This window comes from Enterobacter sp. A8 (genome assembly GCF_004296595.1).
In the GTDB taxonomy this organism is placed as follows: domain Bacteria; phylum Pseudomonadota; class Gammaproteobacteria; order Enterobacterales; family Enterobacteriaceae; genus Enterobacter; species Enterobacter cloacae.
This window is the reverse complement of the sequence record NZ_SCMF01000002.1, coordinates 251,009-275,295: the sequence shown is the minus strand read 5'-3', so window position 1 is coordinate 275,295 and position 24,287 is coordinate 251,009. Positions and strand designations below refer to the sequence as shown.

Annotated in this window: 23 protein-coding genes; 14 read left to right on the top strand and 9 right to left on the bottom strand. The window is 57.8% G+C overall.

All coding sequences use genetic code 11. The annotated features are described in order from the left end of the window. Positions 1–2: 2 nt before the first annotated feature. The 4 genes from galT to modE all read right to left on the bottom strand — a co-directional run bounded on the left by galT (position 3) and on the right by modE (position 4,605). Entirely contained in the window at positions 3–1,049 is a 1,047-nt protein-coding gene (gene galT, locus EQV24_RS09340; protein WP_013097520.1) for a galactose-1-phosphate uridylyltransferase, read from the bottom strand. A gap of 9 nt (positions 1,050–1,058) precedes the next feature. Beyond that, entirely contained in the window at positions 1,059–2,075 is a 1,017-nt protein-coding gene (gene galE, locus EQV24_RS09335) for a UDP-glucose 4-epimerase GalE (RefSeq protein WP_023622345.1), read from the bottom strand. A 201-nt stretch (positions 2,076–2,276) separates the two neighbouring features. Next, positions 2,277–3,749 carry a molybdate ABC transporter ATP-binding protein ModF gene (gene modF / locus EQV24_RS09330; RefSeq protein WP_130626496.1) on the bottom strand — a complete coding sequence of 491 codons (1,473 nt, stop codon included), beginning with the start codon at positions 3,747–3,749 and terminating at the stop codon, positions 2,277–2,279. A gap of 67 nt (positions 3,750–3,816) precedes the next feature. Then, complete coding sequence (modE, locus tag EQV24_RS09325; protein ID WP_013097517.1) at positions 3,817–4,605, bottom strand: molybdenum-dependent transcriptional regulator; 789 nt, start codon at positions 4,603–4,605, stop codon at positions 3,817–3,819. Between the two features lie 129 nt (positions 4,606–4,734). On the opposite strand from modE, the gene EQV24_RS09320 reads away from it, so the two are divergent. The 4 genes from EQV24_RS09320 to modC all read left to right on the top strand — a co-directional run bounded on the left by EQV24_RS09320 (position 4,735) and on the right by modC (position 7,586). Beyond that, positions 4,735–4,884 carry an AcrZ family multidrug efflux pump-associated protein gene (locus EQV24_RS09320; RefSeq protein ID WP_013097516.1) on the top strand — a complete coding sequence of 50 codons (150 nt, stop codon included), beginning with the start codon at positions 4,735–4,737 and terminating at the stop codon, positions 4,882–4,884. Positions 4,885–5,062: 178 nt separating this feature from the next. Next, complete coding sequence (modA, locus tag EQV24_RS09315; RefSeq protein ID WP_038418921.1) at positions 5,063–5,839, top strand: molybdate ABC transporter substrate-binding protein; 777 nt, start codon at positions 5,063–5,065, stop codon at positions 5,837–5,839. Further along, positions 5,836–6,525 carry a molybdate ABC transporter permease subunit gene (gene modB, locus EQV24_RS09310; RefSeq protein ID WP_013097514.1) on the top strand — a complete coding sequence of 230 codons (690 nt, stop codon included), beginning with the start codon at positions 5,836–5,838 and terminating at the stop codon, positions 6,523–6,525. Before modA ends, modB begins: the two co-directional genes overlap by 4 nt. Positions 6,526–6,527: 2 nt before the next feature. Next, positions 6,528–7,586 (top strand): molybdenum ABC transporter ATP-binding protein ModC, encoded by a 1,059-nt coding sequence (gene modC, locus EQV24_RS09305; RefSeq protein ID WP_029882496.1) that lies wholly within the window; start codon positions 6,528–6,530, stop codon positions 7,584–7,586. On the opposite strand, the gene EQV24_RS09300 is transcribed toward modC, so the two are convergent. Continuing rightward, complete coding sequence (locus EQV24_RS09300; protein WP_038986077.1) at positions 7,587–8,405, bottom strand: pyridoxal phosphatase; 819 nt, start codon at positions 8,403–8,405, stop codon at positions 7,587–7,589. It abuts the gene before it with no gap. 140 nt (positions 8,406–8,545) lie between these two features. Here EQV24_RS09300 and pgl point away from each other — a divergent pair, with 140 nt between their 5' ends. Then, positions 8,546–9,541, top strand: a complete 996-nt coding sequence (pgl, locus tag EQV24_RS09295) for a 6-phosphogluconolactonase (protein WP_013097511.1) — start codon at positions 8,546–8,548, stop codon at positions 9,539–9,541. Positions 9,542–9,647: 106 nt separating this feature from the next. Here the strand turns inward: pgl and EQV24_RS09290 are convergent, their stop codons facing one another. Further along, positions 9,648–10,931 (bottom strand): putative acyl-CoA thioester hydrolase, encoded by a 1,284-nt coding sequence (locus EQV24_RS09290; protein ID WP_095907526.1) that lies wholly within the window; start codon positions 10,929–10,931, stop codon positions 9,648–9,650. Between the two features lie 224 nt (positions 10,932–11,155). On the opposite strand from EQV24_RS09290, the gene hutI reads away from it, so the two are divergent. The 5 genes from hutI (at position 11,156) to hutH (ending at position 17,395) form a co-directional block, all read left to right on the top strand. Beyond that, a complete protein-coding gene (gene hutI, locus EQV24_RS09285; protein WP_130626495.1) occupies positions 11,156–12,376 on the top strand; it encodes an imidazolonepropionase in 1,221 nt (406 codons plus the stop codon). After that, the gene (hutG, locus tag EQV24_RS09280) at positions 12,373–13,308 is read left to right on the top strand and encodes a formimidoylglutamase (protein WP_130626494.1); all 936 of its coding nucleotides are present in this window, start codon (positions 12,373–12,375) and stop codon (positions 13,306–13,308) included. The genes hutI and hutG overlap by 4 nt, the downstream gene beginning before the upstream one ends. Before the next feature lie 19 nt (positions 13,309–13,327). Beyond that, entirely contained in the window at positions 13,328–14,062 is a 735-nt protein-coding gene (locus EQV24_RS09275) for a histidine utilization repressor (protein ID WP_013097507.1), read from the top strand. Positions 14,063–14,189: 127 nt separating this feature from the next. Next, entirely contained in the window at positions 14,190–15,878 is a 1,689-nt protein-coding gene (gene hutU / locus EQV24_RS09270; RefSeq protein ID WP_013097506.1) for a urocanate hydratase, read from the top strand. Further along, complete coding sequence (hutH, locus tag EQV24_RS09265) at positions 15,875–17,395, top strand: histidine ammonia-lyase (protein WP_130626493.1); 1,521 nt, start codon at positions 15,875–15,877, stop codon at positions 17,393–17,395. The genes hutU and hutH overlap by 4 nt, the downstream gene beginning before the upstream one ends. Positions 17,396–17,481: 86 nt before the next feature. Here hutH and EQV24_RS09260 read toward each other — a convergent pair whose 3' ends face one another. Together EQV24_RS09260 and bioA are read right to left on the bottom strand one after the other, a co-directional pair. After that, positions 17,482–17,958, bottom strand: coding sequence for a kinase inhibitor (locus EQV24_RS09260; protein WP_013097504.1), 477 nt, complete (start codon positions 17,956–17,958; stop codon positions 17,482–17,484). A gap of 48 nt (positions 17,959–18,006) precedes the next feature. Beyond that, positions 18,007–19,314 carry an adenosylmethionine--8-amino-7-oxononanoate transaminase gene (gene bioA, locus EQV24_RS09255; RefSeq protein WP_130626492.1) on the bottom strand — a complete coding sequence of 436 codons (1,308 nt, stop codon included), beginning with the start codon at positions 19,312–19,314 and terminating at the stop codon, positions 18,007–18,009. Positions 19,315–19,382: 68 nt separating this feature from the next. Between bioA and bioB the strand changes: the two genes are divergently transcribed. Genes bioB through bioD form a run of 4 tightly spaced genes read left to right on the top strand, consistent with a single transcriptional unit; the run spans position 19,383 to position 23,010 of the window. Then, on the top strand, positions 19,383–20,423 hold the full coding sequence (gene bioB / locus EQV24_RS09250) for a biotin synthase BioB (protein ID WP_014831141.1): 1,041 nt from the start codon (positions 19,383–19,385) through the stop codon (positions 20,421–20,423). Next, positions 20,420–21,577: an 8-amino-7-oxononanoate synthase gene (gene bioF, locus EQV24_RS09245; RefSeq protein ID WP_058679315.1), complete on the top strand. Its 1,158-nt coding sequence runs from the start codon at positions 20,420–20,422 to the stop codon at positions 21,575–21,577. The genes bioB and bioF overlap by 4 nt, the downstream gene beginning before the upstream one ends. Continuing rightward, on the top strand, positions 21,561–22,316 hold the full coding sequence (bioC, locus tag EQV24_RS09240) for a malonyl-ACP O-methyltransferase BioC (RefSeq protein WP_130626491.1): 756 nt from the start codon (positions 21,561–21,563) through the stop codon (positions 22,314–22,316). Before bioF ends, bioC begins: the two co-directional genes overlap by 17 nt. After that, positions 22,309–23,010, top strand: a complete 702-nt coding sequence (gene bioD, locus EQV24_RS09235; RefSeq protein WP_020685271.1) for a dethiobiotin synthase — start codon at positions 22,309–22,311, stop codon at positions 23,008–23,010. Before bioC ends, bioD begins: the two co-directional genes overlap by 8 nt. Here the strand turns inward: bioD and EQV24_RS09230 are convergent. After that, the gene (locus EQV24_RS09230; RefSeq protein WP_013097498.1) at positions 22,973–23,695 is read right to left on the bottom strand and encodes an ATP-binding cassette domain-containing protein; all 723 of its coding nucleotides are present in this window, start codon (positions 23,693–23,695) and stop codon (positions 22,973–22,975) included. The genes bioD and EQV24_RS09230 overlap by 38 nt on opposite strands. Positions 23,696–24,287 lie beyond the last annotated feature (592 nt).

Genomic DNA, 24,287 nt, shown 5'->3' with positions numbered 1-24,287 from the left:
TATTAGACTCCTGATTCGCGATAATGGACATCGCTAACGGCACGCAGGCGTTCTGCGGCCTGTTCTGCCGTCAGGTCACGCTGGGTTTCCGCCAGCATTTCATAGCCCACCATAAATTTACGCACCGTCGCAGAACGCAGCAGCGGCGGATAGAAATGGGCATGCAACTGCCAGTGTTGATTCTCTTCGCCGTTAAACGGTGCGCCGTGCCAGCCCATTGAGTACGGGAAGGAGCACTGGAACAGATTGTCGTAACGGCTGGTCAGCTTTTTCAGCGCCAGCGCAAGATCGTCACGCTGTGCGTCGCTGAGATCCGTAATGCGCTGAACATGTGCTTTAGGCAGCAGCAGCGTTTCAAAGGGCCACGCCGCCCAGTACGGTACAACGGCCAGCCAGTGTTCCGTTTCGACCACAGTACGGCTACCGTCGGCCAGTTCACGCCGGGTGTAGTCCACCAGCATCGGGGAGCCGTTTTCCGCGTAATAGGCTTTTTGCAGGCGATCTTCTCGTTCGGCTTCGTTGGGCAGGAAACTGTTCGCCCAGATCTGCCCGTGTGGATGCGGGTTAGAGCAGCCCATCGCGGCGCCTTTATTTTCGAATACCTGCACCCACGGATAAGTCTGGCCCAGCTCCGCAGTTTGTGCCTGCCAGGTGCTCACCACTTCTTTCAGCGCATCAACGCTAAGCTCCGGTAGCGTTTTGCTGTGATCGGGCGAGAAGCAGATCACGCGGCTGGTTCCCCGGGCGCTTTCACAACGCATCAGCGGATCATCGCTCTGCGGCGCGTCCGGCGTGTCGGTCATGAGCGCGGCAAAATCGTTGGTGAAAACGAAGGTGCCTTTGTAGTCCGGGTTTTTATCTCCCGTTACGCGGGTGTTGCCCGGGCACAGGAAGCAGTCCGGGTCGTGCTGTGGCAGCGTCTGTTTTGCAGGCGTCTCTTGCGCCCCCTGCCAGGGGCGCTTGGCGCGATGCGGAGACACCAAAATCCATTGCCCGCTAAGCGGGTTAAAACGACGATGCGGATGATCGACGGGATTGAATGAAGTCATGACGGATCCTTAGTCCGGATAACCTTGTGGGTGGCGAGACTGCCAGTGCCAGGTATCCTGTGCCATTTCATCCAGCGTGCGGGTAACACGCCAGTTAAGCTCTTTATCGGCTTTGGTTGCATCAGCCCAGTATGCCGGGAGGTCTCCTTCGCGGCGGGGGGCGAAGTGATAGTTGACCGGCTTACCGCAGGCTTTGCTGAAGGCGTTAACCACATCCAGCACGCTGCTGCCAATACCGGCGCCGAGGTTGTAAATATGCACGCCCGGTTTGTCGGCCAATTGCTGCATTGCTGCCACGTGGCCGTCGGCCAGATCCATAACGTGGATGTAATCACGCACGCCGGTGCCATCTTCAGTTGGATAGTCATTGCCGAACACCGCCAGCGACTCGCGGCGGCCCACCGCCACCTGTGCGATATACGGCATCAGGTTATTTGGAATACCCTGCGGATCTTCACCCATATCGCCTGACGGATGGGCGCCGACCGGGTTGAAGTAGCGCAGCAGGGCGATGCTCCACTCCGGCTGTGCTTTTTGCAGGTCGGTCAGGATCTGTTCCACCATTAGTTTGCTTTTGCCGTACGGGCTTTGTGGCGTACCGGTGGGGAAGCTTTCAACGTAAGGAATTTTGGGCTGGTCGCCGTAGACGGTGGCGGATGAGCTAAAGATGAAGTTTTTGACGTTCGCCGCGCGCATGGCGGAGATAAGACGCAGGGTACCGTTGACGTTGTTGTCGTAATACTCAAGCGGCTTCGCGACCGACTCACCGACCGCTTTCAGGCCAGCGAAGTGGATCACCGTTTCAATGGCGTGGTCGTGGAGGATCTCGGTCATCAACGCTTCATTGCGGATGTCACCTTCGACGAAAGTCGGCTGTTTTCCGCCAAGACGTTCAATCACAGGCAGCACGCTGCGCTTACTATTGCACAGGTTGTCGAGGATGATGACATCATGACCGTTTTGCAGCAGTTGCACACAGGTATGACTTCCTATGTAACCGCTACCACCTGTTACCAGAACTCGCATATTTCGCTCCATTAGGCTTATGGTATGTAATAACCATAGCATAACAGAGACGTGAAAAGTGTGACATGGGATAAATTAGTGGAATCGTTTACACTGTTTTTCAAACCCGCTTTTTTTTGATCCACTCGCATTGTAGATCAAAGAGATAAAAGAGTATCACTGCAGGTTATCTGAAAAGCGGAGGGCGGCGCCCTCCGGAAGTTAATCGATTTTGCTCAGCAGGTAACGATAGTGCTCACCGTCCGGGATAAACTCCAGACGGTGCGTGATGCAGGCCGGTGCGTCTTCAGCATGATGTGAGACAAACAGTAACTGGGTCTCACCTTCGCCAATCAGCACATCCACAAAGCGACGGATCAGCTGGCGGTTCAGCGGATCCAGCCCCTGAAGCGGCTCATCGAGGATCAGCAGGGTCGGGTGTTTCACCAGCGCCCGGACGATCAATGCCAGACGCTGCTGCCCCCAGGACAGACTGTGAAACGGCGCGTCAGCGACCCGGTTGTCCATCCCCAGAATATCCAGCCACTGCTGGGCCAGCTTGTGCTGTTTGTCCGATACCGCCTGATAAATACCGATGGAATCAAAGTACCCGGAGAGGATCACATTGCGTACAGTGGTGCTGACCCGGTAATCCAGATGCAGGCTACTGCTGACATAGCCGATATGCTTTTTGATATCCCAGATGGTTTCACCGCTTCCGCGACGGCGGCCAAACAGGGTCAGATCGTTGCTGTAGCCCTGCGGGTGATCGCCGGTGATCAGACTCAGCAGCGTCGATTTCCCCGCGCCGTTGGGACCGACAATCTGCCAGTGTTCGCCCGGATTAACCGTCCAGCTGAGATGATTCAGGATCGGACGATCGTCATAAGAGACCACCCCGTCACGCAGCACAATCCGCGGCTGATTAGGATCTAAAGCGAGACGTACCGAAGGGGCGTCGGGTTCGGGCAGGGTAATGCCGTCGAGCTTTTCGCTGTGCGCCAGTTGGGCAATCAACGCCTGCTTCAGTAGTACCGATTTTTCGCCGGTTTCGGTAAGGCTGCAGTCCGCCAGCACCCCGGCGTTCTGCACAAAATCCGGGATTTCATCAAAACGGTTAAGCACCAGCACAAGGGTGTAGCCCTGCTGGTTAAGCGAGGCCAGCAGGTCCGCCAGCTGGGCGCGGGACTGCACGTCCAGACCGTCGAACGGCTCATCCAGGATTAACAGCTCAGGTTCACTCATCAGCGCCTGGCAGAGCAGCGTTTTACGCGTCTCGCCGGTAGAAAGGTATTTGAAGCGGCGGTTGAGAAGGGCGGTGATGCCAAACTGCTCCGCCAGCTGCTGACAACGGGCGGGATTGTTGACTTCATCCTGAATAATTTCTGCCGTTGTGCGGCCCGTGTCTTCTTCGCCCGGGCTGAGGAGGTCCGTGTTGTTACGCTGCCATTCATCGCTCACCAGCTTCTGCAGCTGTTCAAACGACAGGCGCGTCGTACGCGTAAAATGGCTCTGGCGTTCTCCTTTAAGCAGGATGAGCTCTCCGGCCAGCGCCCGGGCCAGCGCGGACTTGCCGCTTCCGTTGGTGCCCACAAATGCCCAGCTTTCACCCGCATGGAGTGTTAAATCTGGCAGCGTCAGCGTTCGGGTATCGCCAAGACGAAACGTACCTTGCGAAATATGCAATGATGACATGATTTATCCCATTTTTTGCAGCATCAGATGTCAGGGATACTCACTGTCGACACGCTTGTCAATCCGCTCAGCACAATGTGGCGATAATTACCCGGTCTGCGTTGAAATATGCGGTGACTACAGCACCTTCTTCTAATTCGTGCGCCTCGCTCAGGGCAACCGTCGCGCACAGCACCTGGCCGTCCGGCAGGGTCATCAGGACCTCACACTGCGCTTCACCACGTTCAATGCGCTGGATGGTGCCCTGCAGCTGGTTGTCTGCCGCTTTGGCGCGTTCGGCATCGCGCGTCACTGCGACCCACGGCGCTTTCAGCAACACCAGCACCTCCTTGCCTTCATCCAGCCCCAGACGCTCTCCGCTTTGGGCGGTAATCGCGGCTTTCAGGCGGGTCGTACCGTCGGCAAGCAGGATCTCGATATGTTGCTGGACCTGCCCGTTATCGCGCGCGGTGACCGTGCCAAACCACTGGTTGCGGGCGCTGGTCTGGAGTGAGAAGCGAGAAATGGCGGCTAACAGGCTGTCCAGCGGGAGGTTATCATCGTCACTTAGCACATCGAACGCTTTCTGCTGGATCTGGGCCAGCAGGTCATAAAGCTGAATCAGACGCTGGCCGTAGCGGGTCAGCACGGCGCCACCGCCCCCTTTGCCGCCCGTGGCTCGCTCAACCAGCATCTGCTCGCTCAGGGTATTCATGTCGTTGATCGCGTCCCAGGCGCTTTTATAACTAATGCCCGCGTTCTTTGCCCCCTGGCTTATTGAACCCGTTTGTTCTATTTGTTTAAGCAGGGCGATACGTCGCGGATCGGCGAAAAGCTTCTGCTGAAGTCGTAGGGTAAGGAGAATTTCAGCCTGCATAACGGAGTGTCCTGACAAAAGGGCTATTGTGAACCAAATGGCACAGGGCGCAAAGGGGACCGCACAAAAGGGGATGTTTTTCTTACTTTTCAGGGTAGAATAAGCCGTCCACAATATCTGGAGAAAACCATGTTAGAGTTGTTGAAAAGTCTGGTATTCGCCGTGATCATGGTACCAGTAGTGATGGCCATCATCCTCGGTGCCATCTACGGCCTGGGTGAAGTGTTCAACGTCTTTTCGAACATTGGTCACAGAGACCGCGCTAAAAAGCAGCACTGATTCCCCACAAAACGCCCGGCTTGCCCGGGCGTTTTGCTCTCAAGTATTTTTCGTCAACGCCGATATGATTTAAAGCATCCGGTAATTGTACCTCTTGATCGGTACGATTTAACGCTGGGATATCTCCGGCGTTGTCGTTATATTATTGCGTATATAACGAAACTCACAGGAGCTACAGATGGCACGTACAGGGTTACGCTTTTTCGCAGGGGCAACGCTGGCACTTTCGCTGACCGGACACGCGCTGGCCGACGAAGGTAAAATTACGGTTTTTGCGGCGGCGTCGCTGACGAATGCGATGCAGGATATTGCTGCTGCGTATAAAAAAGAGAAGAACGTCGACGTCGTCTCCTCTTTCGCGTCTTCTTCTACACTGGCGCGCCAGATAGAAGCGGGGGCACCGGCCGATCTGTTCATCTCTGCCGATCAGAAATGGATGGATTACGCCGTTGATAAGAAAGCCGTGGATACCACAACCCGCGAAACGCTGCTGGGGAATAGCCTTGTCGTGGTCGCGCCAAAAGCCAGTCCGCAGGGTGACATCACCATCAACAAAGAGACTCACTGGACGCGTCTTCTGAACGGTGGCCGGCTGGCCGTGGGCGATCCGGACCATGTACCGGCTGGGATTTACGCGAAAGAGGCCCTGCAGAAACTGGGCGCGTGGCAGACACTGTCATCAGATCTGGCGCCGGCGGAAGATGTACGCGGTGCGCTGGCGCTGGTGGAACGCAATGAGGCTCCGCTGGGCATTGTCTACGGCTCGGATGCCGTTGCCAGCAAGGGGGTCAAAGTGGTTGGCACGTTCCCGGAAGACGCCCACAAGAAAGTGGAATATCCTGTTGCGATTGTTGATGGACATAAAAATGCGACCGTGACGGCCTTCCAGGCGTACCTGAAGGGGCCGGAAGCGTCCGCAATCTTTAAACGTTATGGATTTACGACTCACGAATGATATTGACCGATCCTGAATGGCAGGCTGTACTGCTGAGCCTGAAAGTCTCTTCCCTGGCGGTTGCGCTAAGTTTGCCCTTTGGGATCTTTTTTGCCTGGTTGCTGGTGCGCTGTAAGTTTCCCGGCAAAGCGCTACTTGACAGCGTTCTCCATCTTCCGCTGGTATTGCCGCCCGTCGTGGTGGGATATCTGCTGCTTGTATCCATGGGCCGACGCGGGTTTATCGGCCAATGGCTGTACGACTGGTTCGGGCTGACCTTTGCCTTTAGCTGGCGCGGTGCGGTGCTGGCCGCGGCGGTGATGTCATTTCCGCTGATGGTGAGGGCTATCCGCCTGGCGCTGGAAGGGGTGGATATCAAACTGGAACAGGCCGCCCGCACGCTGGGTGCCGGGCGCTGGCGCGTCTTTTTCACCATTACGCTACCGCTCACGCTGCCGGGCATTATTGTCGGTACGGTACTGGCCTTTGCCCGTTCGCTGGGTGAATTCGGTGCCACCATTACCTTTGTTTCGAACATCCCCGGTGAAACGCGGACGATCCCTTCGGCCATGTATACGCTGATACAGACGCCGGGTGGCGAAGGTGCTGCGGCGCGTCTGTGCGTTATCTCAATTGTGCTGGCGCTGATATCGCTGCTGGTCTCTGAATGGCTGGCGCGACTCAGCCGCGAGCGGATGGGGAAATAGTTATGCTGGAACTCCATTTCACCCAGACGCTGGGAAACCACACCCTTACACTGGACGAGACGCTGCCTGCCACCGGCATCACCGCCATCTTTGGGGTCTCCGGCGCCGGGAAAACCTCGCTCATTAATGCGATCGGTGGCCTGACACGTCCTCAGGCAGGGCGCATTGTGCTGAATAATCGCGTCCTGAATGACGTTGAAAACAAGATTTACCTGACGCCGGATAAACGGCGTATTGGCTATGTGTTTCAGGATGCGCGGTTATTCCCGCACTACAGCGTGCGCGGGAATCTGCGTTACGGCATGGCCAAAAGCATGGCCGCGCAGTTTGACAAGCTGGTGGCGCTGCTGGGCATTGAGCCACTGCTTGACCGGTTGCCTTCCTCGCTCTCCGGCGGTGAGAAACAGCGGGTGGCGATAGGGCGCGCGTTGCTCACCGCCCCCGAACTCCTGCTGCTTGATGAGCCGCTGGCCTCGCTGGATATTCCGCGTAAACGTGAACTCCTGCCGTATCTCCAGCGCCTGGCGCGTGAAATCAAGATCCCGATGCTGTACGTCAGCCACTCCCTGGATGAAATTCTGCATCTGGCGGATAACGTACTGGTGCTGGAAAACGGCAGCGTAAAGGCGTTTGGCAATCTTGAAGAGGTCTGGGGCAGTAGCGTCATGCACCCGTGGCTGCCCCGGGAGCAGCAGAGCAGTATCCTGAAGGTGAGCGTGCTGGAGCACCACCCGCATTACGCTATGACCGCCCTGGCATTGGGCGACCAGCACCTGTGGGTGAATAAAATCGACAAGCCCCTGCAGTCGGCGCTGCGTATTCGTATTCAGGCGTCGGATGTCTCTCTGGTTTTACAGCCTCCGCTGCAGACCAGTATCCGTAATATCCTGCGCGCGAAGGTCGCCGAGTGTTTTGATGATAACGGTCAGGTAGAGGTGCAGCTTGAGGTGGGGAGCAGGACGCTCTGGGCACGGATCAGTCCGTGGGCCAGGGATGAGTTAGGGATCAAACCTGGCCTGTGGCTTTACGCGCAAATCAAGAGCGTCTCCATTACCACCTGATTACAGCAGGTGGGTATAAATATACTGCGCGATGCTGTCGGTGGTGTTATCGCCAATCACCACGTTAGCGCGCGCTTTCACCGCGTCATCGGCATTGCCCATTGCCACGCCCGTTCCGGCGGCTTCCAGCATGCTGATGTCGTTGTAGTTATCGCCAAAGGCGATTACATCCTGCATTGACCACCCCTGAGACTCCACGAACTGTGTCAGGCGTTTACCTTTGCTGTTGCCTTTACGGGCAATATCCACCTGGTCATGCCAGGACCATTCGCACTCCAGACCCAGCGCCTGTTCAACGTGTTTCGCGAAGGTATTCAGTTTGGTGGTATCTTCATCGGTTAACGCGAATTTCCAGATAGCCTCAACATCCTGAGCCGCCTGGCGCAGGGAAGAGACCTGGGTAAAGACCGGACGCTGCGCTTCTGGCAGAGACTGAGCCCAGTTGGTGGTGCGGATAACGTGGCCGGTCGGGCGCTCATAGACCATCGCATTATCGACATACATCAGGCCGTGGATCGCATGTTCATCCAGCAGATCAATTAACTGCAATGCCTGGGGAACCGGCAGCGGGTCGGATTCTAAAACCTTTTTTGCTTGATAATCATACAAATAAGTGCCATTACAACAAATTGCAGGTGTATCTAACGCCAGTGCCTGATAAAAAGGGTGAATGGCAACGTGATGTCGACCCGTTACGATAAGGAGTTGATATCCCACTTCCTGTGCGCGTTTAAGCGCTTGAAGGGAGGAGGGGAGAAGGGTTTTTTGCGGCGTCAGTAAGGTACCGTCTAAATCCAGAGCAATCACACGCGAGGTCATTTGTTTTTCCGGGTTAATATTGAATTTACGATCTGATGGGATGGTACACCGAGAGGCGAACGCGTCAAAATTCCCGTCGACAATTCAGCATTCACCGTCAAAAGTTAACTACTTTCATGCGCAGTGAGGAGTGAATATTCATGAAACAAACCGTTTATACCGCCAGTCCTGAAAGCCAGCAGATCCACGTCTGGCGTTTAAATGCCGAGGGGACCCTCACGCTGGTGCAGGTTGTTGATGTGCCAGGTCAGGTACAACCAATGGCGATCAGCCCGGATAAACGTTTCTTGTACGTGGGTGTGCGCCCGGAGTTTCGCGTGCTGGCCTACCGCATCTCTCCGGATGACGGCGCGCTGACTTACACTGCGGAAGCGCCATTGCCGGGTAGCCCAACCCACATCTCAACCGATCGCCAGGGCAACTTTGTTTTCAGCGGCTCCTATAACGCGGGCTGTGTCAGCGTGACGCGTCTGGAAGAGGGCATTCCGGTCGAAACCGTGGATGTGGTGGAAGGGCTGGAAGGCTGCCACTCGGCGAATATCTCCCCGGACAACCGCACGCTGTGGGTACCGGCGCTGAAGCAGGATCGTATCTGCCTGTTTACCCTGAGCGACGATGGTCACCTGGTGGCGCAGAATCCGGCTGAAGTGACCACCGTAGAGGGGGCAGGCCCGCGTCATATGGTCTTCCATCCAAACCAGCAGTACGCCTACGTGGTCAACGAGCTGAACAGTTCGGTGGACGTCTGGGAACTGAAAGATCCTAACGGGCAGATTGAGTGTGTGCAGACGCTGGATATGATGCCGTCTGACTTCTCGGATACCCGCTGGGCGGCGGATATTCACATTACGCCGGATGGTCGTCATCTCTACGCTTGTGACCGTACTTCCAGCCTGATCACCATCTTTAGCGTTTCGGAAGACGGCAGCGTGCTGGCAGTAGAAGGCTTCCAGCCGACGGAAACGCAGCCGCGTGGCTTTAATATCGATCACAGCGGTAAATACCTGATTGCAGCGGGGCAGAAGTCTCACCACATCGCCCTGTACGAAATCAAAGGCGAGCAGGGGCTGCTGGAAGAGAAAGGGCGCTATGCGGTAGGCCAGGGGCCAATGTGGGTAGTGGTAAACGCTCACTAAGCGGCTTAAAACAAAAAACCTCGCGAACGCGAGGTTTTTATATGCCCGATGGTACTGCAGTAACGGACAGGCCGGGTAAGGCGAAGCCGCCACCCGGCAAAACAGATTACTGCTTCGACTCAGCAACCACTCTGCTACCCAGACCGCGGTTGTTGTATTCCCACATGCGGTTGAAGTTAGCGTCGTTCAGGTTGCGCTGCACGTTTCCTTTATCGTCCACGGAACCGGTATTGCCGGAGAATGGACGTTTGGAGATGGCGGCGTCAGCCCATGGTTTTGCCACGTTGAAACCTTCGTTGATAACGCTGTCGCGGATCACAACCTGACCGTTGGTTGCAGAGTCCACGTCCAGGGATCGACCCAGCTGCGCCACGCCGTCACCGGAGGCGTTGAAGCGGCTGTTGACGGCGAGGAAACCGTAGAACAGGTTAGACTGTGTCGCTGGCGCAAAGACATAACCTTCCTGCTGGGTACGTGAGTTCACGACGCGGAAATCGGTGTTATCAAATACCACCGCGCCACGACCGGAGACCATATCCACATCACCTTCGATGTAGCTGTTGGTCACCAGCGTACGGGTCAGACGGTTATTCTGCAGGGTGTTCTGTACGCCGCTGTTGGTCACGAAGAAGGTGTTCTGACGACCCAGAATGTTCACGTTGTTGATCTGCACTTTGTCGCCATCGCTACGCAGCGCCACGGCCTGGTGGTTACCCGCATCAACGCTGTCGCCCAGGGTGTTCTGAATGGTCAGGTTCTGCAGCTGCAGACCGTTGTTCTGAGACCAGACGACCGCAGAACACATCACGCCAATGGTAGCGGCACGCTTGCTCTGGCAGTTATCAAACATATACCAGGCTGGTTTGCCCGGCATGTATTTACCCGCCGGGTTGACCAGGTGACGCCAGGTGGTGCTGTCCATTTCGGAATCAATCGCCAGACCAATTTTAACGTCGATGGCTTTTTCGCCCAGACCGTAAAGGGTGATGCTGCCCGGTGCTGCCGGAATGTAAACGGTACCTTCATATTCACCTGGCATGATCGCGATGTACTGGCGAGATGCGCTGTGTTTGGTGATGGCAGCGTCAACCGCAGCCTGAATAGAGGTATGCGTCACGCCCTGCGCCCCTGCCGGACCCACAACAAAGTTTGGCTGCTTCGGCAGGTTAATAGAAGACGGCGTCCACGGCGCAGCGTTTGGATCCATCGCGGAGAAGTAGTGCGCGCGATCGAAGTTTTTCGCTTCATCAGCGGACAAAATCGGACGGGACGCGGTGCCTGGCGCGACCTGCTCAGAAGGTCGCTGATCCGGTGGCGTTGAACTGCATGCGGATAATGTCACGCCAAAGGCGAGTGCCAACGCCAGACGGGAAATCCTGGAAATGTTCAAGGTGAAGCTCCTGGGTATGCAAGTCTTAAACGAGATAGACGAAATAGCCTGCTTTTTTATACTAAGTTGAGCGAAACGGGAAGATAAAAAGGGGAAAAGTTGCATTTTTCGCCCGCAGGGGGCGGGAAAGTCGTCACAAATAAATAACATTTTCATAAAGGCGGTTGACAGCAGCCAGCAGATGAAAATAAATGTCTATACAACCCATGACAAGTGAAAGGCTTATGCTGCAACTTCATCCCGACGATGTGATATGGCGAAATGCGCGACTGGCGACAATGGTTCCTGGTGAAGAATCGTATGGCCTGCAAGCGCATCATGCCCTTGTGGTGCGCGGTCAAACCCTTCTGGCCGTTATTCCTGAAGCAGACCTCCCTTCCGGGCATGATAAATGCGTCGATCTCGGTGGACGCCTGGTCACGCCGGGTCTTATCGACTGCCATACCCACCTGGTGTTTGGCGGCAATCGCGCGGCGGAGTGGGAGCAGCGTCTCAACGGTGTCTCCTATCAGTCCATCAGTGCACAGGGGGGCGGAATTAACGCCACCGTCTTGGCAACCCGCGACAGTTCGCCGGAAAATTTGCTTACACTGGCGCAGCAGCGGCTGGAGCGGTTAATGAATGAAGGGGTGACCACCCTGGAAATCAAATCCGGCTACGGTCTTAACGCCGCGGCTGAAGAAAAAATGCTGCAGGTCGCACGCCAGCTCAGCCTGAGTAATCCGGTTGAGATCAGCCCAACCCTGCTGGCGGCACATGCGGTTCCGGCGGAATACCGCCACGATCCAGACGCGTACCTTACCCTGGTGTGCGAGCAGATCATGCCCGAACTGTGGCAAAAAGGGCTGTTCGAAGCGGTGGATGTTTTTTGTGAAAACGTCGGCTTCACGCCAGCACAAACCGAGCGGCTTTTCCTGGTCGCCCGCGCACGGGGTATTCCGGTGAAAGGACACGTGGAGCAACTTTCTAACCTTGGCGGTGCGGCGCTGGTCAGCCGATTTAAAGGGTTATCTGCCGATCATATCGAATACCTGGATGAGGAGGGTGTTCAGGCCATGGCGCAAAGCGGCACGGTCGCGGTACTGCTGCCTGGCGCGTTCTATTTTCTTCAGGAGCGTCAGCGTCCACCGGTTGAACAGCTCCGGGCGCAGGGCGTACCGATGGCGGTCGCCACGGATTACAACCCCGGCACCAGCCCGTTCGCGAGCATTCATCTGGCCATGAACATGGCCTGCGTACAGTTTGGCCTGACGCCTGAAGAGGCCTGGGCTGGCGTCACGCGACATGCCGCGCAGGCGCTGGGGCGTGGAACAACGCACGGGCAGTTAAAGGCCGGTTTCATGGCTGATTTTATCGTCTGGGATGCAGACCATCCGGTAGAAATGGTTTACGAGCCGGGACGCAATCCGCTGTATCAACGCATTTTCCGGGGGGAGGCAGTATGAGTTGGCAGCCTGTTGCAGAGACCGTCTGGCAGGGGCGCGACGACAGCGCCGAGGCCAGCAACGCAAAACGTATTTTTCAGACCATACGCCAGCCGTCGCAATTTACCCCGGTTTCATCCGCGATTGCGCTGATAGGCTTTGCCTGTGATGAAGGAGTAAGGCGTAATCAGGGCAGGCAGGGTGCGGCGCAGGCTCCCGACGTGCTGCGTAAGGCGCTGGCGAACATGGCAACGCATTCCGGCCACGAACGGCTGGTGGACATGGGGTCGGTTTACGTTGAGGATGACCAACTGGAAGAGGGACAACAGGCACTGAGCGATGCCGTGGTCACCTGTCAGCAGGCTGGCATGCGTACGCTGGTGTTGGGCGGCGGACACGAGACCGCCTGGGCCCACGGCCGTGGTATCCTTGAGGCGTTCCCGAATGAGCGCGTGGCGGTCATCAACCTGGATGCGCATCTTGATTTGCGCAAGGCCGAACGGGCCACCTCCGGCACCCCGTTTCGTCAGCTGGCGAACTACTGTGCTGACCATGCGCGGGAATTTCAGTACGCCTGTTTTGGCGTCAGCCGCGCGGCGAACACCCAGGCGCTGTTTGACGAGGCTGAACGGCTTAACGCCACGCTGGTGGACGATCTGCATTTCCACCGGGATGCGCTAACAGCCCTGGAACAGGTGCTGGCGCAGGCCGATCGTGTTTACCTCACCATTGATCTGGACGTTCTGCCCGCAGCCGAGATGCCCGCCGTGTCAGCCCCCGCGGCGTTAGGCGTGCCTGCGCGGGATCTCCTGCCCGCGATCGAGCGCATTTGCCGTAGCGGAAAACTGCAGGCCGCCGATCTGGTAGAATTTAACCCTCACTACGATCGGGACGGACAGGGGGCGAAGCTTGCCGCCCGTCTGGCCTGGCAAATTGCTCACTGGTGGGCATAACAACATTTAAGGAGTCACGATGTTCTCACGCTCACCTCAGCCGCCGTCCGGCTCTCCCGCGCCTTTCTACGAAAAGGTGAAGCAGACGATCAGCGAAAAAATCGCCACCGGCGTCTGGCGGCCGCATGACCGCATTCCCTCTGAAGCCGATCTGGTGGCGCAGTTTGGTTTTAGCCGGATGACCATCAACCGGGCGTTACGCGAGCTAACCGACGAAGGCCTGCTGGTGCGTCTGCAGGGGGTCGGGACGTTTGTGGCGGAGCCAAAAGGACAATCGGCGCTGTTTGAAATCCGCAGCATTGCGGACGAGATAGCGTCGCGAAACCATCAGCACCACTGCGAAGTGCTGGTGCTTGAAGAGACGCAGGCCAGCGCCGAACAGGCTGCGGTACTGAACGTCAAGGAGGGAACCCGGATCTTCCATTCCGTAATGGTGCATTTCGAAAATGACGTGCCGGTGCAGATTGAGGATCGCTGCGTAAACGCCGAACGGATACCGGACTATCTGGACCAGGATTACACTCAAACCACGCCGCATGCCTTTCTCTCGCTTGTCGCACCGCTGACGGAAGGGGAGCACATTGTGGAAGCGGTGCGCGCGACGCCGCAGGAGTGCGAGCTGCTGCGTATCAAAGAGCACGATCCCTGCCTGCTGATCCGCCGCCGCACCTGGTCATCCGCGCAGATTGTGTCGCATGCAAGACTGCTGTTCCCCGGTAGCCGCTATCGGTTGCAGGGCCACTTTATGTCATAAGTTTTAAAAGCGTGATAGCTAACGCAATATAACAAAATTGTATCTTTTTTGTTAAATCCGACCTTGTGTGTGCTTGTCTATACAAGTATATCTAAATGCATCATCTGTCCCGTATGAGGAGCACACAATGTCGTCAGGTAAATACCGTCAGCAGGATGTCCGCGCCGCGCGCGGCACCACCCTTACCGCCAAAAGCTGGCTCACCGAAGCACCACTGCGCATGTTGATGAACAACCTTGATCCTGAGGTTGCGGAAAACCCCCACGAGCTGGTGGTGTACGGCGGCATTGGCCGCGCCGCGCGCAACTGGGAATGCTATGACGCCATTGTTAAGGCCCTGACCGAACTGGAACACGACGAAACCCTGCTGGTGCAATCCGGCAAGCCGGTCGGCGTGTTTAAAACCCACAAAAACGCGCCGCGCGTTTTGATTGCCAACTCTAACCTGGTCCCACACTGGGCGACCTGGGAACACTTTAACGAACTGGATGCCAAAGGGCTGGCGATGTATGGCCAGATGACCGCGGGTAGCTGGATCTACATTGGCAGCCAGGGGATTGTGCAGGGCACCTATGAAACCTTCGTCGAAGCCGGTCGTCAACACTACAACGGCTCGCTGAAAGGCCGCTGGGTACTGACCGCGGGTCTGGGTGGCATGGGCGGTGCACAGCCGCTGGCCGCGACGCTGGCTGGCGCCTGCTCGCTGAACATTGAGTGCCAGCAGAGCCGCATCGATTTCCGTCTGCGTACCCGCTATGTTGACGAACAGGCCGACAGCCTCGATGACGCGCTGGCGCGTATCAAAAAATATACCGCGGAAGGTAAAGCGGTATCGATAGCGTTGTGCGGCAACGCGGCAGAGATCCTGCCGGAACTCGTGGCCCGTGGCGTTCGCCCTGACCTCGTCACCGACCAGACCAGCGCCCACGATCCGCTGCACGGCTATCTGCCAAAAGGCTGGACGTGGGAAGCCTACCAGCAAAAAGCCGAAACCGATCCTGAAGGCACGGTACTGGCCGCTAAGCGTTCGATGGCAGAACACGTCTCCGCCATGCTGGCGTTCAGCGAGATGGGCATTCCGACCTTCGATTACGGCAACAACATCCGCCAGATGGCAAAAGAGATGGGCGTCAGCAACGCCTTTGATTTCCCGGGATTTGTCCCAGCCTATATTCGTCCGTTGTTCTGTCGCGGTATCGGTCCGTTCCGCTGGGTGGCCCTGTCCGGAGACCCGGAAGATATCTACAAAACCGATGCCAAAGTGAAGGAAATTGTCGCGGACGATGAACACCTGCACCACTGGCTGGATATGGCCCGCGAGCGCATTAACTTCCAGGGCTTGCCGGCGCGTATCTGCTGGGTCGGGCTGGCGTGGCGGCAAAAGCTGGGTCTGGCTTTTAACGAAATGGTGCGCAGCGGCGAAGTGTCAGCCCCGATTGTGATTGGTCGCGACCATCTGGATTCTGGCTCCGTCGCCAGCCCGAACCGTGAAACCGAAGCCATGCGCGACGGCTCAGACGCGGTCTCCGACTGGCCGCTGCTGAATGCCTTACTCAACACCGCCAGCGGCGCGACCTGGGTATCGCTGCACCACGGTGGCGGCGTGGGGATGGGCTTCTCCCAGCATTCCGGGATGGTTATCGTCTGTGACGGAACGGATGAAGCCGCCGCGCGTATCGCACGCGTGCTGCACAACGACCCGGCAACCGGCGTGATGCGTCACGCAGATGCGGGTTACGAGATTGCTATTGAATGTGCCACAGAGCAGGGACTTAACCTGCCGATGATCCCTGCCACACAAGGAAAGCATGAATGAACGCGTTAACACTCACTCCCGGCTCGCTCACGCTCAAACAGCTGCGTCACGTCTGGCGTCAGCCGGTCACGCTCTCGCTGAATGAAAGCGCCCATGCCGCCATTAACGACAGCGTGGCCTGCGTTGAAGCCATTATTGCCGAGGGGCGTACCGCCTACGGTATCAACACCGGTTTTGGTCTGCTGGCGCAGACGCGCATTGCCACGCACGATCTGGAAAATCTCCAGCGTTCGCTGGTGCTTTCCCATGCCGCAGGCGTTGGCCAGCCGCTGGACGACGAGATTGTCCGTCTGATGATGGTGCTCAAAATTAACAGTCTGGCGCGCGGCTTTTCCGGCATTCGTCTGAGCGTGATCCAGGCCCTGATAGCGCTGGTGAACGCGGAAGTCTATCCGTGGATCCCCGCCAAAGGCTCCGTTGGCGCCTCCGGCGATCTCGCCCCGCTGGCGCATATGTCGCTGCTGTTGTTGGGGGAGGGCCAGGCGCGCTGGCAGGGAGAGTGGCTCCCGGCAAAAGAGGCGCTGAAAAAGGCCGGATTAGCGCCAATCACCCTTGCGGCAAAAGAGGGGCTGGCGCTGCTTAACGGCACGCAGGCCTCCACGGCCTTTGCGCTGCGCGGTCTGTTTGAAGCCGAAGATCTGTTCGCCTCGGCCGTGGTGTGCGGTGCGCTGACCACGGAGGCGGTGCTGGGCTCGCGTCGTCCGTTTGACGCGCGTATTCATGACGTACGTGGCCAGCGCGGGCAAATTGACGCTGCCGCGATGTATCGCCATCTGCTGACGGAGACCAGTGAGATTGCTGATTCGCACCATAACTGTGACAAGGTACAGGATCCGTACTCGCTGCGCTGTCAGCCGCAGGTGATGGGCGCGTGTCTGACGCAGCTGCGCCAGGCCGCAGAAGTGCTGCTGGTGGAAGCCAACGCGGTGTCCGATAACCCGCTGGTGTTCGCCCAGGAAAACGAGGTGGTCTCCGGTGGTAACTTCCACGCCGAGCCCGTGGCGATGGCGGCGGATAACATCGCGCTGGCGATTGCCGAAGTGGGCGCCTTGTCCGAGCGGCGAATTGCGCTGATGATGGATAAGCATATGTCCCAGCTGCCACCGTTCCTGGTGCGCAACGGCGGGGTGAATTCAGGCTTTATGATTGCCCAGGTGACGGCCGCAGCGCTGGCGAGCGAAAACAAAGCGCTGTCGCATCCGCACAGCGTGGACAGCCTGCCAACCTCTGCCAACCAGGAAGACCACGTCTCAATGGCTCCGGCAGCCGGACGTCGTCTGTGGGAGATGGCCGCCAATACCCGTGGCGTGCTGGCGGTGGAATGGCTGGCGGCGTGTCAGGGGATCGATCTGCGTGAAGGGCTGAAGTCCAGCTCGCAGCTGGAACAGGCACGTCATGTGCTGCGTGAGCACGTAACGCATTACGATGATGACCGCTTCTTTGCGCCGGATATTGATAAGGCGATGCAGCTTCTGGAAGAGGGGCGTCTGGTGGGGTTGCTGCCTTCGGTGCTGTGATTTTTTTGCCCGGTGGCGCTGCGCTTACCGGGCCTACGAATCCGAAATGTAGGCCGGGTAAGGCGTAGCCGCCACCCGGCTTTTTTTTACGAATACATCGCCGTAATCGACGCGCTCTCCAGCGAATGGAAATGCACGTTAAACCCTACCATCGCGCCGCTCGCCCCTTCGTCGACCTCAATCTTCTCTACATCCAGCGCGTGAACCGTGAAGATATAGCGGTGCGTTTCTCCTTTTGGCGGCGCTGCGCCACCGTAACCGGCTTTCCCAAAATCGGTGCGCGTCTGAATGGCGCCTTCCGGCAGGGCGACCAGGTCGGAGCCGGAACCCTGCGGCAGAACGCGCGTATCGGCGGGCAGGTTAGCCACAACCCAGTGCCACCAGCCGGAGCCGGTTGGCGCATCCGGGTCGTAGCAGGTGACCACAAAGCTTTTAGTACCCGCCGGCACATCGTCCCATGCCAGGTGCGGAGAGATATTATCTCCCTGATACCCCATCCCGTTGAAGACGTGGCGTTCTGGCAGTTTTTCGCCGTCGCGCAGATCTTTACTGATGATTTTCATACGGTTTGCCCTCGTTATTCACTCGTTCAGGAAGTGTAACGCATAGGGTCAAATCGTGAAATGCGCCGGAATGTTAACGGCTTCAACCACCGCGGCGGTTAACGTGCGTAGCTGTTCAGCCGTGATGATATACGGTGGCATCAGGTAGATAAGTTTGCCGAAAGGCCGCACCCAGACCCCCCGCTCTACAAAGAAGCGCTGCAATGCCGCCATATTCACCGGATGGGTGGTCTCAATCACGCCGATGGCACCCAGCACGCGCACGTCCGCCACGAAGTTCGCCCCCGAGGCGGCGCTCAGCTCTTCTTTCAGCTGCGCCTCAATCGCCGCAACCTGCGTTTGCCACTCGCCGTTTTGCAGGAGCGCGAGACTTTCGTTTGCCACCGCGCAGGCCAGCGGATTACCCATAAAGGTCGGGCCATGCATAAAGCAGCCCGCTTCGCCGTCGCTGATGGTGTCGGCCACCTGACGGGTAGTGAGGGTGGCGGAGAGCGTCATGGTGCCACCGGTCAGCGCTTTCCCCAGGCACAGGATATCCGGTGTGATATTCGCATGTTCGCAGGCAAACAGCTTACCCGTGCGGCCAAATCCGGTGGCGATCTCATCGGCAATCAGCAGGATGCCCTCGCGGTCACACATTTTACGAATGCGTTTTAACCACTCGGGATGGTACATGCGCATCCCACCAGCACCCTGAACAATCGGTTCGAGGATCACGGCGGCAATCTCATGGCGGTGGGCAGCCATCAGCCGCGCAAAGCCGGCCATGTCCATTTCATTCCACTCGCCGTCGAAACGGCTCTGCGGGGCCGGGGCAAACAGGTTTTCCGGCAGGTACCCCTTCCACAGGCTGTGCATGGAGTTATCCGGATCGCACACCGACATCGCGCCAAAGGTATCGCCGTGGTAGCCGTTGCGGAAGGTCAGGAATCGCTGACGGGATTCCCCCCTGGCATGCCAGTACTGCAGCGCCATTTTCATCGCCACTTCCACCGCCACCGAGCCGGAGTCGGCAAGGAATACGCACTCCAGCGCATCGGGCGTCATCGCCACCAGACGACGGCAGAGATCAACCGCCGGTTGATGGGTAATGCCGCCAAACATCACGTGCGACATCTGCTCAATCTGCGCTTTCATCGCGGCATTCAGACGCGGGTGGTTGTACCCGTGAATGGCCGCCCACCAGGATGACATACCGTCAACAAGCGGCTCGCCGCTGGCAAGGTGCAGTTCGCAGCCGTGGGCCGAGGCCACCGGGTAGACCGGAAGCGGGCGGGTCATGGAGGTGTAAGGGTGCCAGATATGCTGCTGGTCGAAGGCGAGATCGTCCTGGGTCATAATCGACTTGTAAACCATTTTGAAAAGTTTTAGGTTTACGAGTATAAACCGAACCGAAAATTAACAAAACCCTTTGGAGAAGCCCCATGGCTCACCACGCACGCTGGACGATGTCGCAAGTCACTGAATTATTCAATAAACCTTTCCTGGAGCTGATGTTCGAAGCCCAACAGGTGCATCGTCAGCACTTCGATCCGCGCCATGTTCAGGTCAGTACGCTGCTGTCGATCAAGACCGGTGCCTGCCCGGAAGATTGCAAATATTGCCCGCAGAGCGCGCGCTATAAAACCGGGCTGGAATCTGAACGTCTGATGGAAGTGGAGCAGGTGCTCGACTCCGCGCGTAAGGCGAAAAACGCGGGCTCTACCCGTTTCTGCATGGGGGCGGCATGGAAAAACCCACACGATCGCGACATGCCGTACCTGGAGCAGATGGTAAAAGGGGTCAAAGAGATGGGGCTGGAAGCCTGTATGACCCTCGGCACGCTGAACGAAGAGCAGGCGCAGCGCCTGTCTGCTGCAGGGCTGGATTATTACAACCACAACCTCGACACCTCACCAGAGTTTTACGGCAACATCATTACCACCCGTACCTATCAGGAGCGTCTGGATACGCTGGACAAAGTGCGCGAAGCGGGCATCAAAGTGTGCTCGGGCGGGATTGTGGGGCTGGGCGAAACGGTGAAAGATCGCGCCGGTCTGCTGCTGCAACTGGCGAACCTGCCGACCCCGCCGGAAAGCGTGCCAATCAACATGCTGGTGAAGGTCAAAGGCACGCCACTGGCGGATAACGAGGATGTCGATGCGTTTGATTTTATCCGCACCATCGCGGTCGCGCGCATCATGATGCCAACCTCATACGTCCGCCTTTCTGCCGGTCGCGAACAGATGAACGAGCAGACGCAGGCGATGTGCTTTATGGCTGGCGCTAACTCCATCTTCTACGGCTGCAAGCTGCTGACCACGCCGAACCCGGAAGAGGACAAAGACGTCCAGCTGTTCCGCAAGCTGGGGCTGAACCCGCATCAGACCGAGGTGCTGGCGGGAGATAACGAGCAACAGCAGCAGCTGGAGCAGCAGATTTTCAACGCCGATACCGAACAGTTCTACAACGCGGCATCCGTATGACCTGGCAGGCTCGTATTCAATCCGCGCTGGAAGAGCGCCGGGCGCGGGATGCTTTTCGCGTTCGCAGGGTAGTGGAAAACGGTGCAGGCCGTTTTCTGACCCACGCCCGGCGGCAGTACTGTAATTTTTCCAGCAATGATTATCTCGGCCTGAGCCAGCATCCGGCGATTGTCCGCGCCTGGCAGCAGGGGGCGGAACACTACGGCGTGGGCAGCGGGGGGTCGGGGCACGTCAGCGGCTATTCGACAGCGCATCAGGCGCTGGAAGAGACGCTTGCCGACTGGCTGGGCTATCCGCGCGCGCTGCTGTTCATCTCCGGCTTTGCCGCCAATCAGGCGGTGATTGCCGCGCTGATGGGCAAGGACGATCGTATCGCCGCGGACCGCTTAAGCCACGCCTCTTTGCTGGAGGCGGCGAGTCTCAGCCCGGCACAGCTGCGGCGCTTTGCCCACAACGATGCGCTTTCGCTCGCCACGCTGCTGGATAAACCCTGTGCCGGACAACAGCTGGTGGTGACGGAAGGGGTGTTTAGCATGGATGGCGACAGCGCGCCGCTTCTTGCGCTGTCTGACGTTGCGAAACAGCAAAACGCCTGGCTGCTGGTGGATGATGCCCACGGTATTGGCGTGATGGGTGAGGACGGTCGCGGTAGCGCCAGTCAGCAGGGCGTGAAGCCGGAACTGCTGATCGTCACCTTTGGCAAAGGCGTTGGCGTGAGCGGGGCCGCCGTGCTGTGCAGCGAGTCCGTCGCCGATTATCTGCTGCAGTTCGCCCGACATCTGATTTACAGCACCAGTATGCCGCCTGCGCAGGCGGTGGCGCTCTCTGCCTCGCTGGAGGTGATCCGCGGTGAAGAGGGGGCTGAACGGCGCGCGCGTCTGGCAGAACATATTCAGCGTTTCCGTCAGGGTCTGGATCGGCTTCCTTTCCAAAGCACCGATTCGCAGAGCGCCATCCAGCCCGTTATCGTGGGGGAAAACAACCGTGCGCTCGCGCTGGCACAGACGCTGCGCGAACGGGGAATGTGGGTCACGGCCATCCGTCCGCCCACCGTGCCGCCGGGTACGGCGCGTCTGCGTTTGACGCTGACGGCGGCGCACAAAGCGGAAGATATCGATGCGCTGCTGGAGGCTCTCCATGTCGCCAGTCAATAAACAGGCCATTGCGGCGGCGTTTGGCCGGGCTGCACGCAGTTATTCGCAGCATGATGAGCTTCAGCGTCAGAGCGCTCAGGGGCTGCTTGAGCTACTCGGTGCGCGTCGTTTCCGGTACGTACTGGATGCCGGATGCGGCCCCGGCGGTAACAGCCGCTACTGGCGCGACGCCGGAAGCCACGTCACCGCACTCGATCTCTCTGAGCAGATGCTGGACGAGGCGCGACAGCAACAGGCGGCTGACCGCTATCTGGCTGGCGATATTGAGTCGCTTCCGCTGCCGGATGCGCAGTTCGATCTGGTGTGGAGTCACCTGGCGGTACAGTGGTGCAGTAGCCTTTCGCAGGCGTTAAACGAGCTGTATCGCGTGGCGCGTCCGGGCGGAAAGGTGGCCTTTACCACCCTGCTGGAAAGCTCGCTGCCCGAGCTGAATCAGGCATGGAAAGCGGTAGACGAACAGCCGCACGCCAACCGCTTTTTAGCGTATGACCAGGTGACGGACGCGCTGACGGGCTGGCGCTATCAAAGCCAGGTGCAGACCATCACGCTGAACTTTAGCGATGCGTTCAGCGCCATGCGCTCGCTGAAGGGCATTGGCGCTACGCATCTGCATGCCGGGCGCGAGAGAAAACCGCTCACGCGCGGGCAATTGCAGCGCCTGGAGCTGGCCTGGCCGCAGCGGCGGGGCACTTTCCCGCTCTCTTATCAACTCTTTCATGGGATTATCGAACGTGACTGAACGTTATTTTGTCACCGGAACGGATACCGAAGTGGGTAAAACGGTGGCCAGTTCCGCGCTGTTGCAGGCGGCTCGTCTGCAGGGCAAAACCACCGCCGGGTACAAGCCCGTCGCCTCCGGAAGTGAGATGACGGCACAGGGGTTACGCAACACCGACGCGCTGGCGCTGCAGCGTAACAGCACGCTGCCGCTGGACTATGCGGCGGTGAATCCTTATACCTTTGCCGAGCCGACGTCGCCGCACATTATCAGCGCCGACGAAGGTCGCCCCATCGCGTTTTCCGTGCTCTCGGACGGCCTGCGCGCACTGGAACGCCAGGCTGACTGGGTACTGGTGGAAGGCGCAGGGGGCTGGTTTACGCCGCTGTCGGACGAACTGACGTTTGCGGACTGGGTCCAGCGTGAGCAGCTTCCGGTGATCCTCGTGGTCGGGGTGAAGCTCGGCTGTATCAACCACGCCATGTTAACGGCACAGGCCGTTCAGCAGGCCGGGCTGCGTCTGGCGGGCTGGATAGCCAACGACGTGGTCGCACCCGGTAAGCGTCACCAGGAGTATCTGGCCACGCTCAGGCGAGTGCTTCCCGCGCCGTTCCTTGGGGAGATCCCATGGCTTGCGGACGGTGCTGAGCACGCCGACACCGGACATTACCTCGACCTCAGTGCCTTGCTTCCCGCGACATCCAGTGGGCAATAAGCTCGTCATCCAGCTCGGTAACGTGGCCCTGGGCCACGTTACGCCCGCGATACAGCATACAGAAGCGATCCACTACCCGGCGGATAAACGACAGTTGCTGCTCGGCTAATAACACCGTCATCCCCAGCTCACGATTAAGCCTCGCCAGCAGATGGCCCAGCTTCTGAGCAAAGCTGTACCCTGCGCCCTGCAGCGGCTCATCCAGAATCAATACCCGCGGTCGGTTGACCAGCGCGTTAGCCAGCGCCAGCTGATACTGATCGTCCGGGGAGAGCCCGTTCGCCCGAATTTGTCGCAGCGCCCACAGCTGCGGGAACAGGTCATAGACATCGCTTTTTGCACGCGTGTCCGTTGCCCCTGTCGCCCGCATGGCGATGTGCAAGTTTTCCTCAATGGTCAGTTGCGAAAAAATCCGTCGGTCCTGAGGCACGTAGCCAATCCCCGGCAGCGCGCGTTGATCCGGTGCCTGACGCAGTAAATCACAGGGCGGGGCACCGGCTTCGTGCCAGACGATGGTTCCGCTCTGCACCGGTAACGCGCCGGTGATGCAGTTGATGAGGGTGGTTTTTCCCATGCCGGGCAGGCCAATCACCCCTGTGCATAAGCCCTGCGGTAAATCCAAATCGACATTCCATAGCGTATGTTGGTTTCCGTAAAACTGATTGACTGCACGCAGACTCAACATCTTTCTCTCCTTAAAAATGTATGTGGGTGAGGCTCGTTAATGAATCTGCAAATCTCCTGCCAGAACCGTTGAACTGATTAAAAAAGAGGCTTTTTTAGGATAATGCCGTCGCAAAACGACGGATCGATAAGCGGATTGCACTGTCTCAGTGCCAGAACTGTTAGCGGTGGTGCAGGGACTGAAATGGCTGAATTGTGAGCAAGATCTCATTGGTTGGTTATGAATAACGCAACGGTTGATTGGCAAAAATTAGCGATAAAAATTTTTTGTCACCGCCTCGTGGGAAAAACCGGGAATTTGCTGAGCGGCAGTCTGTATGGGCTGGACGCAGTTATCCACTATTCCTGTGGATAACCATGTGCATTAGAGTTAGAAAACACGCGATAAGCGAGAGAAGACGCGGGTTACGCCCAAATTGACGCGAAACGCGGCTCTGGAAAATATCCTTTAAGATTTAACTGGTTAGATAAAATCAATTGCCGTCATAAAAGTGTCACCGGTTACCATAAAACTACCATTACCTGGCTTGACAAATGTTAAAAATGAAAATGTTCTGGGGATAACCGGGTAGGGCTGGTGTTTTATGTCGTCT

Coding starts and splice junctions, on each gene's coding strand:
- bioF (WP_058679315.1), top strand. CDS start 20,420: ATGACCTGGCAGGCTCGTATTCAATCCGCGCTGGAAGAGCGCCGGGCG.
- bioB (WP_014831141.1), top strand. CDS start 19,383: ATGGCTCACCACGCACGCTGGACGATGTCGCAAGTCACTGAATTATTC.
- EQV24_RS09300 (WP_038986077.1), bottom strand. CDS start 8,405: ATGACCTCGCGTGTGATTGCTCTGGATTTAGACGGTACCTTACTGACG.
- EQV24_RS09275 (WP_013097507.1), top strand. CDS start 13,328: ATGTTCTCACGCTCACCTCAGCCGCCGTCCGGCTCTCCCGCGCCTTTC.
- modE (WP_013097517.1), bottom strand. CDS start 4,605: ATGCAGGCTGAAATTCTCCTTACCCTACGACTTCAGCAGAAGCTTTTC.
- galT (WP_013097520.1), bottom strand. CDS start 1,049: ATGACTTCATTCAATCCCGTCGATCATCCGCATCGTCGTTTTAACCCG.
- bioA (WP_130626492.1), bottom strand. CDS start 19,314: ATGGTTTACAAGTCGATTATGACCCAGGACGATCTCGCCTTCGACCAG.
- modC (WP_029882496.1), top strand. CDS start 6,528: ATGCTGGAACTCCATTTCACCCAGACGCTGGGAAACCACACCCTTACA.
- EQV24_RS09260 (WP_013097504.1), bottom strand. CDS start 17,958: ATGAAAATCATCAGTAAAGATCTGCGCGACGGCGAAAAACTGCCAGAA.
- EQV24_RS09320 (WP_013097516.1), top strand. CDS start 4,735: ATGTTAGAGTTGTTGAAAAGTCTGGTATTCGCCGTGATCATGGTACCA.
- hutI (WP_130626495.1), top strand. CDS start 11,156: ATGCTGCAACTTCATCCCGACGATGTGATATGGCGAAATGCGCGACTG.
- EQV24_RS09230 (WP_013097498.1), bottom strand. CDS start 23,695: ATGTTGAGTCTGCGTGCAGTCAATCAGTTTTACGGAAACCAACATACG.
- hutG (WP_130626494.1), top strand. CDS start 12,373: ATGAGTTGGCAGCCTGTTGCAGAGACCGTCTGGCAGGGGCGCGACGAC.
- hutH (WP_130626493.1), top strand. CDS start 15,875: ATGAACGCGTTAACACTCACTCCCGGCTCGCTCACGCTCAAACAGCTG.
- modF (WP_130626496.1), bottom strand. CDS start 3,749: ATGTCATCATTGCATATTTCGCAAGGTACGTTTCGTCTTGGCGATACC.
- modB (WP_013097514.1), top strand. CDS start 5,836: ATGATATTGACCGATCCTGAATGGCAGGCTGTACTGCTGAGCCTGAAA.
- galE (WP_023622345.1), bottom strand. CDS start 2,075: ATGCGAGTTCTGGTAACAGGTGGTAGCGGTTACATAGGAAGTCATACC.
- pgl (WP_013097511.1), top strand. CDS start 8,546: ATGAAACAAACCGTTTATACCGCCAGTCCTGAAAGCCAGCAGATCCAC.
- bioC (WP_130626491.1), top strand. CDS start 21,561: ATGTCGCCAGTCAATAAACAGGCCATTGCGGCGGCGTTTGGCCGGGCT.
- hutU (WP_013097506.1), top strand. CDS start 14,190: ATGTCGTCAGGTAAATACCGTCAGCAGGATGTCCGCGCCGCGCGCGGC.
- modA (WP_038418921.1), top strand. CDS start 5,063: ATGGCACGTACAGGGTTACGCTTTTTCGCAGGGGCAACGCTGGCACTT.